Here is a 17,378-nt window from a genome sequence, read left to right on the forward strand (position 1 = left end):
CGATCGATCGGGCGCGAAGATCGCCGGCTTCAACATGGCAGGAGCAGCGCTGTCATCCGCCATCTGCGGCTCCGTGAAGTCAGCCCACAGCGCTCACGTCCCTAAAAACTTTGGCGTCCGCTTCTCAAGAAGGGAGTCTACAGCTTCTCGCTGGTCTCGGGTGTGCTGCACGATGGCCTGGAAACTCGCGGCAAGATCCAGCGCCGCTTCAAGAGGCAGCGTAGGCGATTGTCGCAACAGCCGCTTGTTGAGTCTGATGCTCTGCGGCGCGAATGCAGTGATACTGTTTGCCAGCCGCATCGCTGTCGGTATCAGATCATCAGGCTCGGTGACATGCGTGACAAGTCCCCAAGAAAGCGCCTCTTGCGCGTCAAGCGTGCGACACGTCATCGCCAGCTCGATTGCCCTCGCGTAGCCGATCACACGTGGAAGATACCACGCCCCACCGTCGCCAGACACAAGACCGACGCGCAGAAAGCTTTCAGCGAATCGCGCCGACGTCGACGCGACACGAATGTCACACATCGCGGCGAGATCCATGCCTGCGCCGATTGCATGCCCGTTCACGGCGGCAACCACCGGAACGTCGAGCCCTGCAAACAGGCGCGGCAGTTGCTGAATATGCCTGCGATAGGCTTCCTGCATCTCCAGTGGAGATCCCCTGAACATCGGATGGTCGCCATCCCGCATCTCCTTCACGTTGCCGCCCGAGCTGAAGGCATCTCCCTTGCCAGTCAGCACGATGCAGCCAAGATCCGCGTCGTCGTTAGCGCCTTCGAGAAACGCCACAAGGGCGCCGATCACGTCGCCGGAAAGCGCGTTGCGTGTATCCGGGCGATTGAGGACCAGGTGCGCGATCGCGCCGTCGCGCTCTATCTGAACGGCGTCATTCATGCGATAATCCTCGCTTCGTCGGTTAGATAAGGCCAGAGACCCTTGGATTCGGAGCAAGCGGCGCGCCCAAGCGAAAGATTGCAGGCAGCTTGCCGGCCCCATTCGTCGCGCCATGCCCAAAGGCTGCGCGTGTAACGCTGCAGTTCGTGCTCCTGAGTGAATCCAATGGCGCCGAAAACCTGGTGGGATGTAGCGGCGATGACCGTCGCGGCGACCCCGGCCTGCGCCTTGGCGGACAGCCGGAGCAGTTCACTGCCGCGGCCTTCATCCTCGGCCTCCAGCGCGGCAGCCAGAGCGGCTTCGGTCACGGCAAGCTCGCTCCCCGCTTCTGCGAGTGCGTGCTGAGTGGCTTGGAATTTCGCAAGAGGCCGGCCGAACTGCACGCGCGTGCGCGCATAGTCGGCCGTAATCTCTACGACCTTCGCCATCGCCCCGGTCATCAAGGCCGTGTGCAGAAGCATCCCTTTAGCCGCGATATGCCTGGGGATGGGGATGTTCTGCCCACGGACAGAAAGGACTGGCATCCGCGGTTGTGACGTCTTGTCGGCCTCCGGCGAGTAATCTGGAGTTGGATGAACAAGAGCGACGTCACTGTCCAGGCCGAGGCCCAGTTCCGTTCGCAATACGGGCGTCAAAAGCATTTCGACGATTGGTACCGGAGCGGCGTGCCAGCCGCAGCGCCAAGCAACGGTGGCGGCCTCTGTCATGCGGCAGCCGAAGCCGCCCTTTTCTTCGGGAGCCAGCACCAAGTGCAGCCCTGCTTGGGCCATCTCCGCGCGCAATTCGTCCGGAAGGCTTGGCGCCTCAGACGCTGCCGGATGGGACAGCCGCCCACTTAGCAGACGTGTCAGCATGTCGTCCAACATTCGTGCAACCTGGCTCATCGCAGCCCCATCTCCTTTGCTACGATACCCTTGAGGATTTCGCGCGTGCCGCCCCGCAAGCTGAAGCTGGGCGCGCTGAGGATCGCCGTCGCCAACGCCCCCTGCGTGGGCTCCCCCGCTTCGAAGACATTGATGTCAAGAATGCGACGCGCGACCTCAGGGATCTCCTGCTCAAGCGCCGTTCCAAGATCCTTCATGATCGGGGCCAATGCGCCAACGGCTTGGCCTGAAGAGATACGCCTGTTGATCAACAGCGAAAGCTGCCGGATCGCCGTCAGCCGCCCTACAAGACGGCCGATTTCGGACGCGCCCAGCCGATCGGGATTTTCGCCCACCAGTTTCGTCATCACTGACAGCAGGCCGAAGGTGGACAGGAACCGGTCAGGGCCACTGCGCTCGAAGGCGAGTTCCTCGTTTACCAGTTGCCAGCCCTGGCCCTCGGTCCCTAACAGGTGATCAATCGGAACGAAGGCGCCGTCGAAGGTGATCTCGTTAAGCTCCTCCTCTCCACGCATGTCACGTATCGGACGCACAGAGATGCCGTCGGTTTGCATAGGTATGACAAGCTGCGACAGTCCGGCATATCGATTGTCATCATCGCGCGGCGACGTGCGGCACAGCGCAATGATGTAATCCGCGTGCTGGGCGTTCGTGGTCCACACCTTCCGGCCATGGACTCTGTATCCTCCGTCTACCCTGACTGCGCGGGTGCGAATTGAGGACAGATCCGAACCGCTGTCCGGTTCGCTCATGCCGATGCCAATAGTGCATTCGCCCGATGCGATACGCGGCAAGATGGCGCGCTTGATTGCGTCGGTTCCGTTTCGCATGATTTGTGGCCCGCTCTGCCGGTCGGCGATCCAGTGCGCGCCCTGTGGGGCACCCGCGGCAAGAAGCTCCTCACAAACCACGTAGCGTTCGAATGCGGACCGCTCATGACCGCCGAATTCGCGAGGCCAGGTCATTGCAATATAGCCAGCTTCCGCGCAGCTGCGCGAGAACTCGCGGCTGAACGTCGTCCAGGTCTGCCGCCCGGGGAGGATCGTGCCGCGCGCGATCTGGTCGGCGATGAAGGCGCGCACCTCGGTGCGCAGGGTCGCTTCGTCGATGAGGGGGCGCGACGTTTCCTCATCGGCGAAGCGTGGGAAAAGATGGGGAAGACTCATTGGCGCGGGCCGGCGTCTGCGACTGAACGGTTCCTCATGATCTCTTTCCTTTCTGGCTCGATTTCCGTCCGGCTCTCAGTCGACGAGGCGACGCAGATTCGGCACCTGCTTTCTGAAGTAGTCCTCCCCGCAGTGGCGGGTGATCGCACGATGGATTTCGGCCGCGGTTTCGTCCATTCGTCTCTCGATGCGGAACAGTGGCCCCGCCACGGTGACCGAGAAGATCCGGCCGCTAAAAGCAAGCGGCACAGACACTCCACCGAGGTCAGGGCTGTAGGCAGAGGCGCTGCGGAACCATCCTCGTCGCAGCGAGGCGGAGATGCTCTGCTCGACCTCCTCCACGCTCATCGGGGTGCCCTCGCCGAATCTCTCGAACACGGCCTTGCGCAGGATCGCCGTCTTTTGGGCGGCGGTCATCTGGCTCATGATCGCTTGGCCCGAGGCTGTGGCGTGGATCGGAACGCGTCTTCCCGGCTCGGCGGTATAGCGCACGGCGTGCGCTGACTGGATCACCGAAAGCAGGACGGCCTGTTGACCGCTTGGCGCGGCGATCCAGACCGTCTCGCCGATGGCGTCTGCGAGATCGCGAATCAGCGCAAGCGCCGCTTTCGGCAACGGCTCGGCGGCCGCCACGTCCTGGGCAAGCGCCAGCCAGCGGCTGGTAGGATAATAGCCGCCGCGCGGCTTCGGCTCGTACAGAAAGCCGCGCTCCACCAGCGTCTGGATCAGGTTGAACGTGCTGGACCGGGGCCAGCCGAAATGTGCCGACAGATCCGCGAGGCTCGCCGTCTTCTGCTCGCGAGCGAAATACTCCAGCAGATCGAGGACGTTGGCGGCCTGCTTCACCAAAATTGGCCACTCCTGACGAAAGCATGGTCCATGTAGGTGGACATCCAATACCTGCCTTCCACGGTTCGCCGCTATTTGTAGTTGACACATGCCATGTTCGGACATGTATGTTCAAGGGGGGAGATATTAAGTCTCTATATATGGACTTAAGCATTTATTGCTTTGAGCAGGAGGAAACGCTTTGGGACCCCTTTCGGGCTTGCGCATCATCGACATGTCTTCGGTGCTGATGGGACCTTACGCGACCCAGATGCTGGGAGACTTCGGCGCCGACGTGATCAAGGTCGAGGCGCCGGACGGCGATCTGGTCCGCCAGATCGGCCCCGGACGCCACGCCGACATGGGGCCGCTGTTTCTCAACGCCAACCGCTCTAAGCGCTCGATCACGCTCGACCTCAAGCGGCCCGAATGCCGCGATGCACTGCTACGCCTGTGCGAAGGGGCGGACGTCCTCGTCTACAACGTGCGGCCCAAGGCGATGGCGCGGCTGGGCCTCTCCTACGAGGCGGTCGCGGCCGTCAATCCGGGCATCATCTACGCCGGCATGTTCGGCTATTCGCAGCACGGCCCATACGCCGACCGGCCAGCCTATGACGACCTAATCCAGGGCGCCTCCACGATCCCCTACCTGTTCTCGCGGGTGAACGAGGGCAAGCCGCGCTACGTGCCCTCAGCTGTCGCGGACCGGGTCGTCGGGCTGGTCGCGGCCAGCGCCATCCTCGCCTCGGTTGTCGAGCGGAACAGTAGTGGCAAGGGTCAGCGGGTGGACATCCCAATGTTCGAGACGATGGTCTCGTTCGTCTTGGGCGACCACATGGGCGGTCTGACATTCGAGCCGCCGCTCGACCACGGCGGTTATGCCCGCCAGCTGTCCGCCGACCGTCGTCCCTACCAGACCAAGGACGGGCATATCTGCGCGCTCATCTACAATGATGGCCACTGGCGACGCTTCTTCGCGGCCATCGGCCGCCCCGACATGCCGCAGGCCGATCCCCGCTATCGAGATTTCGTCTCGCGCATGGCCCACATCAACGAGGTCTATAGCGAACTTGCCCAAATCTTCCTGACCCGAACCACGGCCCAGTGGATGGAGCTTCTGGAGAAGGCCGACGTTCCGGCCATGCCGATGTATGACTTCGAGGGCGTGCTGAACGACCCGCATCTGGCCGCGACTGAGTTTTTCCGCACCGTCGAGCATCCCAGCGAGGGCACCATCCGCCAGATGGACGTGCCCGCCCAATGGTCGCGGACGCCCGCGGTGCCGGAACGACTGGCCCCGCGTCAGGGCGAGCATGGCGCCGAGATTTTGCGTGAGGCCGGCTTCTCGGACGAGGAGATCGCGGCACTTGGCGGGATGGAACCGAGCAAAGGCGCCGCGGCGCAAGCCGCCGCAGTGGTTTGAGAGGATAACCGGAATGAATTTCGATCTGACCGAAGAGCAGGAAGCAATCCGCGACGCTGTCGCCGCCATCTGCGCGCGTTTCGATGACGACTACTGGCTGACCCGCGACCGCGATGGCGGTTTCCCGCACGACTTCTACGAGGCGCTGGCGCGGGAGGGCTGGCTGGGCATCTGCACACCCGAGGAGCATGGCGGCTCGGGCCTCGGCATCACCGAGGCCGCGCTGGTGATGCGCACCATCTCAGAATCCGGTGCGGGCATGACTGGCGCCTCTGCCGTCCACATCAACATATTCGGGCTGAACCCCGTCGCCGTCTTCGGGAACGAGGAACAGAAGGCCCGCATGCTGCGGCCGATGGCCGAAGGGCGCGAGAAGGCCTGCTTTGCCGTCACCGAGCCCAACACCGGCCTGAACACGACGCAGCTGAAGCTGCGGGCGGTGAAGACGGGCGACCGCTACGTCGTCAACGGCCAGAAGGTGTGGATTTCGACCGCGCAGGAAGCAGATCGCGTCCTGCTGCTGGCGCGCACCACGCCGCTGGAAGAGGTGGAAAAGCCTGCGCGCGGTCTCAGCCTCTTCTACACCCGCTTCGACCGCGAGCAGATCCGGGTGCGGGAAATCGACAAGATGGGCCGCAAGGCTGTTGATTCAAATGAGCTTTTCTTCGACGACTTCGAGATCCCCGAAGCCGATCTCATCGGCGAGGAAGGGCGCGGCTTCGAATACATCCTGCACGGGATGAACCCGGAACGGGTGCTGATCGCGGCCGAGGCCGTGGGGCTGGGCATGCTCGCGGTGCAGCGAGCGGCGAAATACGCGAAAGAGCGGATCGTGTTCAACCGGCCCATCGGCCAGAACCAGGCGATCCAGCACCCGCTGGCGAAGTGCTGGGCCGAGCTTGAGGCCGCCTGGATGATGGTGATGGCCGCCGCCTCACAATACGATCGGGGCCTGCCCTGCGGGGCCGCCGCCAACGCGGCCAAGTATCTGGCCGGCGAGGCGGGGTTCAGGGCCTGCGAGACGGCCGTCATGGCCCATGGCGGCTTCGGCTACGCCAAGGAATACCACGTCGAGCGTTATCTGCGGGAGGTGTTCATTCCCCGAATCGCGCCGATCAGCCCGCAGCTCTGCCTGTCCTACCTGGCCGAACGCGTCCTCGGGCTGCCGAAATCCTACTGACCGCGCGACAGCCTTAGGGAGGGACCCGCCGATGTCGAAGCTGCCGAAGCCCGTCACGGCCGCTGCCGCCGACCTGTCCAGCTGGCTGCGGGACGGGGACCGGGTACTTGTCGGCCAGGGGACCGGCGAGCCGGCCACACTGACGCGCCTGCTGGGCGAGGCGGCGCGGGAGCGCAGCGATCTGACCGCCATCATCGGGGCGACGCTGGGCGAGCTGCCGGGGGCCGCGAATGGGCTGCGCTTTGAAAGCTACGGCGCGATGGGAACGGCGACGCGGCTGCCCGAAGCATCCCTGACGGTGGTTCCCCTGCACTATGCGCAGTTCGTCGCGCGCATCGGCGATGGCCGCATGCCCTGCGACGTCGTTCTGATCCAGCTTTCGACGCCTGACGAGCGCGGCCACGCCTATCTTGGCATGGGAGACCTGCACCTGATCGACGCGGCCCGTCGCGCCCGGGTGGTGATCGCGGAGATCAACCCGCATACGCCGCGCACGCCCGGCACCCTCTGGCCCAGCGACGTGCCGGTCCATCTGGCGGTCGATGCCCAGGCCGCGCCGCTCGCCCCCACTGCGAGCGAGGCCAGCAAAGCGGACCGGGATATCGCTGGCCATGTCGCGAGCCTTGTCCCCGACAGAGCCGTGATCCAGCTGGGCATCGGCCGACTGCCGAACACGATCGCCGAGGCGCTGCGGGACCACCGCGACCTCGGCCTGCACTCAGGCGTCCTGACCGATGGAGGCGCGGCGCTCATCAGGGCCGGCGCGCTAACCAACGCCGCCAAGGAGATCGACGCGGGCGTTTCGGTAGCCGGCGTCATTATCGGGGGACCCGTGCTTCTCGACCACGTGCGACAGGACCCCGCCATCGAAATTCGCCCGACTGCGCACACCCATTCCACCGCGGCCATCGCGAGGCTCTCGCGCTTCGTCGCCATCAACTCGGCGATCGAGGTCGATCTCACCGGCCAGATCAACGCCGAATCCGCAGCCGGTCGCCGGACCGGCGGAACGGGCGGGCAGGTGGACGTCACCCGCGGCGCGCAATGCTCGCCCGGGGGCAGGGCGGTCGTCGCGCTGCCGTCAACGGCGCGTCGGGGATCGATCTCGCGGATCGTGCCGCGCGCCTCCAGCGTCACGGTCGCGCGGGCCGACGCCGACACGATCGTCACCGAATGGGGCGTGGCCGAGCTTGCCGGCCACCCCGTGGACGAGCGCGCGCGGCGGATGATCGAGATCGCCGAGCCCCGATTCCGCGAGGAGTTGTCGCGTTACTGGCATGACGAGGGGAGGCATCGTCATGGCTGAGGGTGGTCCGCTGCGCGGCATCAGGATCGTTGAGATGGTCGGCATTGGCCCGGCGCCCTTTGCCGCCATGATCCTTGCCGACCTGGGGGCAGAGGTCATCCGCATCGACCGCCCGACCCCATCCGGGAACGGCATCCCACGGCCGCCGCGCTTTGACCTCGTGGCGCGGGGCCGCCGGGCGGTGACGCTGGACCTAAAGCGCCCCGAAGCGGTCGCCTGCGCCCTCGATCTGGTGGCCGCGGCCGACGGGCTGATCGAGGGCTTTCGCCCGGGTGTGATGGAGCGGCTGGGCTTGGGGCCGGAGCCCTGCCGGGTCCGGAACCCGCGGCTGGTCTATGGCCGGCTCACCGGCTGGGGTCAGGACGGGCCGCTGGCCCTGCGCGCCGGGCACGACCTCAACTATCTGGCGCTCACCGGCGTTCTCGACATGATCGGGCGCGCGGGCGAACCTCCGGTGCCGCCGCTGAACCTCGTCGCCGATTATGCGGGCGGCAGCCTGATGCTGGTGGCGGGGTTGCTCGCCGCGCTGGTGCGGGCGCAGCGCACCGGCGAGGGGCAGGTGGTCGATGCCGCGATGGTCGATGGCGTCGCGCTGCTTGCGACGGCGATGACTGGACTGCACGCTTCGGGCCTTCACAACGGGCCGCGTGGCACGAACCTGCTGGACGGCGGGGCACCGTTTTATGATGTTTATCGCTGCGCGGACGGGGAATACCTCTCGGTCGCGCCGATCGAGGTGAAGTTCCGCGCAATTTTCCTGAAGGGACTTGGGTTCGATCCGGCCAGCTTCCCGGACATGAACGACCAGGCCTCGTGGCCACAAGCGCGGCACCTCATCGGCGCGCGCTTGGCCGAGCGGCCCCGCGACGAGTGGTGCGCCCTATTTGACGGGCAGGACGCCTGTGTTGCGCCAGTACTGAGCCCGCGAGAGGCGCCTGATCACCCTCACAACGCAGCCCGTCGCACGCATGTACTGATCGACGGAATCGTGCAGCCAGCACCGGCGCCGCGCTTCGCAATGACGCCGACGCAACTGCCACTGCCTCCCGAAAACGATCCCGGCGCTGATGGAGTCGAGATTCTCGAAGATTGGGGCATCGCCACCGCACAGATCAAGAAACTGATCGACACCGGCGCACTCGGCCCGGCGGTAAAAGGAGAAGGTTAAATGGCTGGACTTCATTTCGAAGAGTTCGTCGTGGATCGGCATTTTCGCCATCCACTCACGCGCACGGTGAACGAGGCGGACAACACGATGTTCAGCCTGATGACGATGAATCCGCAGCCTCTACACATCGACGCTCACTTTTCAGCTGGCACGGAGTGGGGCCAACCGCTGTTCAACTCCCTGATGACCCTCGCCATCATGATCGGCATGTCGGTCCAGGAACTGACCCTGGGCACGACGGTCGGTAACCTCGGAATGAGCGACGTGCGCTTTCCGAAGCCCGTCTTCCACGGTGATACCCTGCGCGCTGAAACGCGCGTTATCTCGGTTCGCGAAAGCAAGTCGCGTCCTGATGTTGGTATCGTGGAACTCGAGCACACTTGCCTCAATCAGCGTGACGAAGTGGTTGCGACCTGTCGACGCGCCGCCATGATGTGGAAGCGGAAGGACGGCTGATGCGCTCCTTTCTCTTCGTTCCCGGCGACAACGCCCATAAGTTCCAGCGCGCCCGCGAAGGCGCCGCAGACGCGCTGATCCTTGACCTCGAGGACTCCGTCGCCACCAGCCAGAAGGACGCGGCGCGCGCGATTACGCGCGACATGCTCTCCGCACAGCGGAGCGCGCAGTCGCTCTTCGTCCGCGTCAACGCGCTCGATACCGGGCGCACGCTCGGCGACCTGGCAGTGGTTATGCCCCTGCACCCGAACGGAATCGTGCTGCCGAAATGCTCGTGCGCGGCCGACGTCGCGCAGCTTTCGCACTATCTCGACGCGTTCGAGGCCGCCGCGGGCCACGAGGTGGGCGCGACCCGGATCGTCGGCGTCGCCACGGAGACGGCCGAGTCGATCTTTGCCTTGAGCGGCTACAAGGACGCCAGTCCCCGGCTGTGGGGCATCATGTGGGGCGGCGAGGATCTGGCCGCCTCGCTGGGCGCGACCGAAAACAACATCGACGGGGCGTTCACCGGCCCGTTCCTTCTTGCCCGCAACCTGTGCCTGATCGGGGCGGCGGCGGCGGGGATCGTCGCGATTGATACGGTGAGCACCCGAATCAAGGACCTGGAGCATGTCGAGGCCGAGGCGCGGGCCGCCCGGCGCGACGGCTTCGGCGCCAAGGCCGTCATCCATCCGAGCCATGTGGACATCGTCAACCGCGCCTTCACCCCCACGGAGGGAGAGATGGAATGGGCGCGCCGGGTCGTTGAGGCGTTCCGCGTCGATCCGCAGGCCGGCGTCGTGACCATAGACGGGCGGATGATCGACAAGCCGCACGAGCGCGCGGCGCGAAAGATCCTGGCAGCTGTCGGGCGCTGACCGCAGACAGAACGGGAGGGGAGGCCCGGAACCGATGCTAAGTCCCACGGAAGAAAAGACCGATACCGGACTCTCGGCGATTGTCGCACGTGCGGAAACCGCTCTGGTGTTCCTGTCGGGGGTGTCGCTGGCGGTGATCATGGTGGTCGTCGTTGCCGACGTCACCATGCGCTACGCTCTGCGCAGCCCCTTGGGCTGGAGCTATGACCTGATCGGCACCTACCTGATGGTGTGCGTGTTCTTCTTTGCGCTGTCCGACACGCTGCATCATCACGGCCATATCGCCATCGACATCTTTGCTCCCAGATTGCCGCGCCGATTCATTCATGTCTCGCTGGCGATCGGATACGGCGCATCGGCGCTGCTGCTCGCGATGATCGCGTGGCAGGCTTGGTACCGCACGGCTGCCGCCTGGAACGCCAACAACCTGATCAGCGCCACGGTGCCGTGGCCGACATGGCCGTCCTATTTCATGGTTCTCGTGGGTTCGGCACTGATTACCATGCGCAGCGGGCTGCGTGGCGTCACCCACGCGGCCTCTTTCGTGACCGGGCGCGAGTTGGCTGACCTGCCGCCCCCGCCTATTACCGCCTCCAGCGAATCGGAGCATGGCGTATGACCGTCACGATCGTCCTTCTGATCCTCGTCTTCTTCCTGGTAATCGGGCTGCCGGTTGCGCTGGCAATGGCGGTCTCGGGCGCCGCCGGCCTCTACATGCTGGGCGGGATGCAGTTCCTGACCGGCATCCTGCGCACCTCACCGCTGTCCACGGCAAACAGCTACGAGATCATCACGATCCCGATGTTCATCCTGATGGCCGAGTTCGTCATCATCTCGGGCGTCGCGAACGACCTCTTCCGCTCGGCCAGCGTCTGGGTTGGGCGGCTGCGCGGCGGCCTTGCGATGGCGACGGCGCTGGCCGGCGCCGGCTTCGGCGCGATCTCTGGGTCGTCCACGGCGGCGGCGGCAACGCTCGCCTCGACCTCAATGCCGGCGATGCTGCGCGAGGGCTACGACCCTAAGCTGGCGGGCGGCGTCGTGGCCATCTCCGGCACGCTGGCAATGCTGATCCCGCCCTCGATCGCGCTGATCCTCTATGGCATCATCGCCGATGTCGCGATCGGCGACCTTCTGATCGGCGGTGTCATCCCGGGTCTGATCGTGACCCTGGCGATCATCCTGACAGTCGCCTTCCTCGTGCGAATTGACCGCGAGGCCGCACCCGCGGGCCGGGCCTACACGATGTTCGAAAAATTTTCCTCGCTGAGAACGGTCGGCCCGATGCTGATCCTGCTCATTGCCGTCAGCGGGTCGATCTATTCCGGCTTCGCCACGCCCACGGAAGCGGCCGGCCTCGGCGCCTTCGTCGCCATGCTGATCGCCGTATGGGAGCGGAAGCTGACGCTCGCCGGTTTCTGGCACGCCCTGCGTTCCACCGCGCAGACGAGCTGCATGATCCTGTTCATCATCCTCGGTGCGCATGTATTCGGCTATTTCCTGACGCTGTCTCGCGTGACCAACGATCTGAGCATGTGGGTCGGTGCGCTGGAGATGTCGCCGACGATGATCATGATCATCATTCTGTTCAGCTACCTCATCCTCGGCTTCTTCATGGACCAGGTCGCCATTCTGATCCTGACCGTTCCCGTCATGCTGCCCATCGTCATGCAGCTCGGCTATGATCCCGTTTGGTTTGGCGTCATCGTGGTCGTCACCGCCGAGGTCGGGATGGTCACGCCGCCGATGGGCATGAACGTCTTTGTCGTCGCCAGATACACGCGACGACCGCTGGGTGAGCTATTCCGGGGCGTCATGCCCCACGTCTGGGCGCATCTGATCGTCATCGCCCTGATGCTCGCCTTCCCCGCGCTGATCCTGTGGCTGCCATCGACGATGTGACGAAACCTGAAAGCAACAACCAAAACTGGGAGAAATGGTAATGAAACTGAACGCTCCACTTACCACTGTAGCGCTTTGCAGCACGGCGGCGCTGGTGTCCGGGACGGCTTCGGCAGAGACGCTGCGCGTCGCCGACAGCTTTCCCGTTGGCCACTACATCGCCGAGAACATGACCAAGGTCTGGATGGACAAGGTCACCGAACTGACGAACGGCGAAATCGAGTTCGAGTATTATCCGGCCGAGCAGATGGGCAAGTCGAAGGACTTGATGTCACTTGCCCAGACTGGCGTGGTCGACATCGGCTATGCCGGGGTGTCCTATCTCGCCGACAAGCTGCCGCTTTCGGCCGTGGGCGAGTTGCCGGAGTCCTTCACCCAAGCCTGCGACGGCACGAATGCCTTCTGGAGCATTGCCAAGCCTGGCAGCGTTCTTGACCAGGCGGAGCTCGCCCCGCTGGGCGTGCGGATGCTGCTGGTGATGGTGCTTCCCCCTTACCAGATCATGACGGCAAGCAAGGAAATCACCGGCGCGGCAAGCTTACAAGGGCTGAAGCTGCGCGCGACCGGCGGCACGAAGGAGATCGCGGTCGAACTGCTGGGCGCCACGCCGATTGCGATCCCGGCCCCTGAGACGCGCGAGGCCCTGTCCCGCGGCACCATCGACGGCGTGCTCTTCCCCCATTCAAGCGCCTTGCCCTACGGTCTGGCGCCCGAGCTGAGCTGGGGCACGCAGGACATGAACTTCGGCTCGTTCGTGGCAAGCTACGTCATCAGCGAGGACCGCTGGCAGCAGTTGTCACCCGAGGTTCAGAAGGCGATGACCGATGCGGCGGAGGAGGTTATCCCGTCGGCTTGTGCTATCGCCGAGGATCTTGACCTTCAGGACAAGCAGGAGATGGCCGACGAGGGGGTGACCTTTGTCTCGCTGCCGGACGCCGACAAGGCGAAGATCGAGGCGGATCTCGCGGGGATCGGCGAGCGCTGGGCCGCGGATCTTGATGCCCGTGGTCTTGCCGGCTCGGAAATCCTGACCGCCTTCCGCGAGGCGCTGGCGAGCGAGACCGGTGGCGACGCGCAACCCCCGGCTCAGACTGCCACCGCCGCCGAGGCGCCGGCCGCCGACGCCGCCGAGAGCCAGTAAGGCATACCCCCTTCGATCGCCCGGCCACGTGCCGGGCGACCTTCCCCGAGTGGCGAACAGTCTCCTTGTCAGAGAATATCTCCCTTGAAGCGCCCTCCGGGCGTTCGGTCGCGATCATGGCGGGCATCGTCGTGGCTACGGGTTTCCTGTTCAACTTCGTCGCCCGGGGCGTCATCGACACCTTCATGGTATTCATCCTGCCGCTCGAGGCCGAGTTCGCGTGGAGTCGCTCGACCCTGACCGGCGTCTATTCGGCCTACCTGATAGTTGCAGGGCTCGTGTCACCACTCGCCGGCACGCTGGTCGACCGGTGGGGGCCGCGCTGGACATATGGGTTGGGGCTGATCGTTCTCGCCGGAGGAATGGGCGCTGCGTCGATGACGACCGCGCTTTGGCAGATCTATCTTTTCCACGGCATCTGCGGGGGCATCGCGGCGGCGTGTCTGGGGATCGTGCCGGCGGCGGCGCTGATCGGGCGCTGGTTCGACCGAAAGCTGAGCCTCGCCATCGCGTTCGCCTATGCCGGTTTCGGCTCGGGCATACTCGTCATCGTGCCGCTGACGCAGGGGCTGATCGATGCCGATGGCTGGCGGGCCGCCTACCGATCGCTGTCGCTCCTCCTTGCGGCTCTTCTGCCCGTACTGCTGATCCTTCCTTGGGGGCGGATCGCGCGCGGAAACCCAGTGTTGATGGCTGGACGACACGCCTCGGCGGAGGAAGGCGACGGCTCGACGACGCCATCCCCGTCCGCTGCACGCCGGCAAGGATGGACGATCGCATCGGCGGCGCGCACGCCTGAATTCTGGTTGTTGGTGCAGTGCTTCTTCTTCACGGCGTGCTCCACCTACAGCGTCGTGGTCCAGACTGTGAGCTTCCTGGTGGACGAGGGCTATCCGCCGCTCAAAGCAGCCTTTGCGTTTGGCGCCTCAGGCATGCTGTCGGTCGTCGGCGTACTCTGCTCCGGATGGCTGGCGGCGCGGCAGGGCTTTCGCTTTACGGTCACGCTGTCATTCACCGCAACCTTGATCGGCATTCTTGCCCTTCTGTGTTTTTCCTTCGCCCCGGTCGGGCCGCTCGTGCTCGTCTACGTGCTGGCATTCGGCGTCAGCCAAGGCGCGCGCGGACCCGTGATCTCGACCCTCTCGGCCCGGATCTTCGCGCGTGGTCAGGTCGGGGCGATTTTCGGCACGATATTCATGACGATGTCGTTCGGCTCGGCACTCGGGGCGTGGATCACGGGGTTCCTGCACGATCTGACCGGCGACTACCGTGCAGCCTTCCTGTTTTCGGCTGCGAGCGTACTCGGGGCCGTCTCGCCATTTTGGTATTCGTCGCGCCTGCGAAATCCGGCGCCCCTGCCGTGGCCCAAGGTCACCGTAACACAAGGAAAGACCAACACATGAAGTTGCTTGGAGAAGGGTTTTGTTGGGACGAGCTGAAGGTGGGAGATAAATTCCGCACCTTCGGTCGTACGATCACCGAAACGGATATTGTGAATTTTGTGTCCGCTGTTGGCATGCTTGAGTCGCTGTTCCTCGACGCAGAGTACCGCAAGCTTCATTCCGCCATAAACGGGAGACCCGCGCCCGCAGCACTCGTCTATGCGCTTGCCGAAGGCATGGCGCTCAACGCGACGGGGCAGGGCACCGGTCTTGCGTTTCTACATATGGAGCTGAACGTCGAGGCCCCGGTGCTCGAAGGAGACACGATCCACGTCGAGATAGAGGTGATCGAGAGTCGCCCCGCCAAGAGGAACAACCGTGGCCTCGTCCGCACCAGGAACAGCGTAATGAACCAGCGTGGCGAGACGGTCATCACATATACGCCACTGCGACTTATGGCCGGCAGCGAGTGACGCATGAGTGACGCCGAAGAGATCGTATTGAGGGCGGTCACAGAACGACGCTCCGTTCGCGCTTTTCGGCCCGAGCCAGTGCCGCGGGACACCGTGGAAAGGATCTTGCGTGCCGCCGCTCGCGCTCCGTCGGGCACGAACATACAGCCATGGCAGGTCTTAGTGCTGACCGGTCGGGCGTTGCAGCAGTTTGGACGGCAGCTATCAACGCACGCGCTGTCGGGCGCGGCACCCGAGCGGGAATATTCATACTATCCGAACTGCTGGCGCGAGCCCTATCTTGGCCGTCGGCGCAAAGTGGGCTGGGACCTTTACAGCGCGCTTGGCATTGCAAAAGGCGACCGCGCAGCAGCAGCACGCCAGCACGCACGCAACTATGCCTTTTTCGGCGCGCCTGTCGGCATGATTTTTACGATGGACCGCGACATGGAGATCGGAAGCTGGCTGGACTTGGGGATGTTTCTGCAAAACATCATGGTCTGCTCACGAGCGGTCGGGCTCGACACCTGCCCGCAGGCAGCCTTTTCACAATACGCAGTGACAGTAGCGCGTCTGCTCGACATTCCCGCCGAGCGCCAGGTCATCCTCGGCATGGCACTGGGTTGCGCCGATCCCACAGCCCCGGAGAACAACTTCGAGACCGAGCGCGAAGAACTCGCCAGTTTCGCTCGCTTTCTCGAAGACCTGCCTGTCTGTGAGATCAAACCTGAGAAACATGGCCCCGACGAAGAGCGGTGGCGCGCACTCTGACGGCGATGACAGTGGAGGTGGAATATCGAGATACTGCGCCTGACCGCGATGATCGTTGCGCTGTTATTGCGCTCAGTCGTTCCGCCATGCTGAGCACGGGAAGCCTGGTGCGCCTGTTGGAGTGGGAGGCGGCGCCTCTCGCTGCCCTGCATCGGCGACGGCGCGCCGAACAGCAGGGTTGCGAAAGGCTTCTCGATCTCCCTTCTGGCAGCATCCAGAGGTCACTGGAAAGCGCCTTCGACAGCGTCCTGCGGTAAACTTCATACGGCGAAGCGAACGTCGTCGACGCGCGGATCCCTGGAGAACTCGTACGTGGCATTCTTCTGTTCAGGTGAGCGACCTTCTCAGCGGGCCTCTGTCGGCGGATCTGCGCACAGGACGGCAGCTGTCTGCCTGGCGGCAACGAGGATCTCACGATCCAAGCCGTTTTCGCACCGGTGGCGATGGGGCAGCTTGTCGGCGGCGAACGCAGCGTGCTCGGATCGATTGCCGGCGCGCCGGCCGAGATCGAATGCGCGCTTGGTGTGCTGAGCGGCGCAACACCGCGATCGAGACAATGCCACGAAGCGGGCCGACGAGGCCTGCCGAAGGACGAAATCCGGTAACATGAAGTTACAGATGGATTTGAACCACGGGAGCAAGCAGCGATGCGCATCAATGAAGACCTGAGCCGCCCGGTCATCGTCCATGCGGCCGGGCTCGACTGGATCCCCAGCCCCGCCGCGGGCGTCGACCGCAAGATGCTCTACCGCGAGGGCGACGAGGTGGCCCGCGCCACCTCGATCGTGCGCTATGCGCCGGGCAGCGCCTTCCCGCCCCATGTCCACAGCGGCGGCGAGGAGATCCTGGTCCTGGACGGCACCTTCCAGGATGAGCACGGCGACTACCCGGCGGGGAGCTATTTCCGCAACCCGCCGGGCACCGCGCACACGCCGGCGGCCGCGGACGGCTGCACGATCTTCGTAAGGCTCTGGCAGTTCCGCGAAGGCGACGACGCGCAGATCGTCCGTCAGCCCGGCGAGGGAGACGCGGCGCCGCTGCGTGACGGGGCGAACGCCGCGCGCGTCCTCTTCGAGGATGCCGCCGAGCAGGTCTCGATCGAGGAGTGGGAGCCGAGTGCATCCGTCACGGTGCCGAACGAACGAGGACTCGAGTTCCTCGTGCTCGCCGGAAGCCTTGCTGCCGAGGATGAGAAACTGGTTGCGCAGAGCTGGGGACGGCTTCCGGCCGGCAAGGCGCTGAGGGCCGCGGTGGATCCGGAAGGCGCGCGGATCTGGATGAAGCAGGCCCCGCTTCAGCATGCCGACGTACTGCAGATGCCCGAGTGATCCCGGACAGGTGTCCGTTTCATGGTGCCTTGGCAGCTCTCGCGCTGCTTGGTCGGTTCGGTATCAACTGCTCACGCGGACATGGCGTCGGGTGACACGCCATGTCCTACACGTCGATGATTTCCGTCTGGCAGTGATTGACACCATATTAAGAGATTGCTAATTTATACTTGAGAATCAATTAGTTAGCATAGAATCATACCGCCCCAGCCATTAAAACCGAAAAACCACGTCAAAACAGCC

General features: G+C 64.4%; 17 protein-coding genes. 13 read left to right on the plus strand and 4 right to left on the minus strand.

Annotation, left to right across the window (positions count from 1 at the left end; translation table 11 throughout):
* Positions 1-93 precede the first annotated feature (93 nt).
* The 4 genes from Q0938_RS02055 to Q0938_RS02070 form a co-directional block, all read right to left on the minus strand.
* Positions 94-894, minus strand: coding sequence for an enoyl-CoA hydratase-related protein (locus Q0938_RS02055; protein WP_299358577.1), 801 nt, complete (start codon positions 892-894; stop codon positions 94-96).
* On the minus strand, positions 891-1,778 hold the full coding sequence (locus tag Q0938_RS02060) for an acyl-CoA dehydrogenase family protein (protein WP_299358579.1): 888 nt from the start codon (positions 1,776-1,778) through the stop codon (positions 891-893). Before Q0938_RS02060 ends, Q0938_RS02055 begins: the two co-directional genes overlap by 4 nt.
* Positions 1,775-2,944: an acyl-CoA dehydrogenase family protein gene (locus Q0938_RS02065; protein WP_299358581.1), complete on the minus strand. Its 1,170-nt coding sequence runs from the start codon at positions 2,942-2,944 to the stop codon at positions 1,775-1,777. Before Q0938_RS02065 ends, Q0938_RS02060 begins: the two co-directional genes overlap by 4 nt.
* 75 nt (positions 2,945-3,019) lie before the next feature.
* Positions 3,020-3,790, minus strand: a complete 771-nt coding sequence (locus Q0938_RS02070) for an IclR family transcriptional regulator (RefSeq protein WP_299358583.1) — start codon at positions 3,788-3,790, stop codon at positions 3,020-3,022.
* A gap of 184 nt (positions 3,791-3,974) precedes the next feature.
* Here Q0938_RS02070 and Q0938_RS02075 point away from each other — a divergent pair, with 184 nt between their 5' ends.
* From Q0938_RS02075 to Q0938_RS02135, 13 genes are all read left to right on the plus strand, one after another.
* The gene (locus Q0938_RS02075) at positions 3,975-5,195 is read left to right on the plus strand and encodes a CoA transferase (RefSeq protein WP_299358585.1); all 1,221 of its coding nucleotides are present in this window, start codon (positions 3,975-3,977) and stop codon (positions 5,193-5,195) included.
* Between the two features lie 13 nt (positions 5,196-5,208).
* Entirely contained in the window at positions 5,209-6,375 is a 1,167-nt protein-coding gene (locus Q0938_RS02080) for an acyl-CoA dehydrogenase family protein (protein ID WP_299358587.1), read from the plus strand.
* A 31-nt stretch (positions 6,376-6,406) separates the two neighbouring features.
* The gene (locus Q0938_RS02085) at positions 6,407-7,681 is read left to right on the plus strand and encodes an acetyl-CoA hydrolase/transferase C-terminal domain-containing protein (RefSeq protein ID WP_299358589.1); all 1,275 of its coding nucleotides are present in this window, start codon (positions 6,407-6,409) and stop codon (positions 7,679-7,681) included.
* On the plus strand, positions 7,674-8,849 hold the full coding sequence (locus tag Q0938_RS02090; RefSeq protein WP_299358591.1) for a CaiB/BaiF CoA-transferase family protein: 1,176 nt from the start codon (positions 7,674-7,676) through the stop codon (positions 8,847-8,849). The genes Q0938_RS02085 and Q0938_RS02090 overlap by 8 nt, the downstream gene beginning before the upstream one ends.
* Complete coding sequence (locus Q0938_RS02095) at positions 8,850-9,305, plus strand: MaoC family dehydratase (protein WP_299358592.1); 456 nt, start codon at positions 8,850-8,852, stop codon at positions 9,303-9,305.
* Positions 9,305-10,162: a CoA ester lyase gene (locus Q0938_RS02100; RefSeq protein ID WP_299358594.1), complete on the plus strand. Its 858-nt coding sequence runs from the start codon at positions 9,305-9,307 to the stop codon at positions 10,160-10,162. The genes Q0938_RS02095 and Q0938_RS02100 overlap by 1 nt, the downstream gene beginning before the upstream one ends.
* Before the next feature lie 34 nt (positions 10,163-10,196).
* Positions 10,197-10,781: a TRAP transporter small permease gene (locus Q0938_RS02105; RefSeq protein ID WP_299358596.1), complete on the plus strand. Its 585-nt coding sequence runs from the start codon at positions 10,197-10,199 to the stop codon at positions 10,779-10,781.
* Positions 10,778-12,061 (plus strand): TRAP transporter large permease, encoded by a 1,284-nt coding sequence (locus Q0938_RS02110; protein WP_299358598.1) that lies wholly within the window; start codon positions 10,778-10,780, stop codon positions 12,059-12,061. Before Q0938_RS02105 ends, Q0938_RS02110 begins: the two co-directional genes overlap by 4 nt.
* A 40-nt stretch (positions 12,062-12,101) precedes the next feature.
* Positions 12,102-13,202, plus strand: a complete 1,101-nt coding sequence (gene dctP / locus Q0938_RS02115) for a TRAP transporter substrate-binding protein DctP (RefSeq protein ID WP_299358600.1) — start codon at positions 12,102-12,104, stop codon at positions 13,200-13,202.
* A gap of 116 nt (positions 13,203-13,318) precedes the next feature.
* Entirely contained in the window at positions 13,319-14,605 is a 1,287-nt protein-coding gene (locus tag Q0938_RS02120; RefSeq protein WP_299358602.1) for an MFS transporter, read from the plus strand.
* Positions 14,602-15,057 carry a MaoC family dehydratase N-terminal domain-containing protein gene (locus tag Q0938_RS02125; protein WP_299358604.1) on the plus strand — a complete coding sequence of 152 codons (456 nt, stop codon included), beginning with the start codon at positions 14,602-14,604 and terminating at the stop codon, positions 15,055-15,057. Before Q0938_RS02120 ends, Q0938_RS02125 begins: the two co-directional genes overlap by 4 nt.
* 3 nt (positions 15,058-15,060) lie before the next feature.
* On the plus strand, positions 15,061-15,807 hold the full coding sequence (locus Q0938_RS02130) for a nitroreductase (RefSeq protein WP_299358606.1): 747 nt from the start codon (positions 15,061-15,063) through the stop codon (positions 15,805-15,807).
* Between the two features lie 647 nt (positions 15,808-16,454).
* Entirely contained in the window at positions 16,455-17,135 is a 681-nt protein-coding gene (locus tag Q0938_RS02135; protein WP_299358608.1) for a cupin domain-containing protein, read from the plus strand.
* Positions 17,136-17,378 lie beyond the last annotated feature (243 nt).

The sequence above is a fragment of the uncultured Paracoccus sp. genome, from assembly GCF_947496875.1.
In the GTDB taxonomy this organism is placed as follows: domain Bacteria; phylum Pseudomonadota; class Alphaproteobacteria; order Rhodobacterales; family Rhodobacteraceae; genus Paracoccus.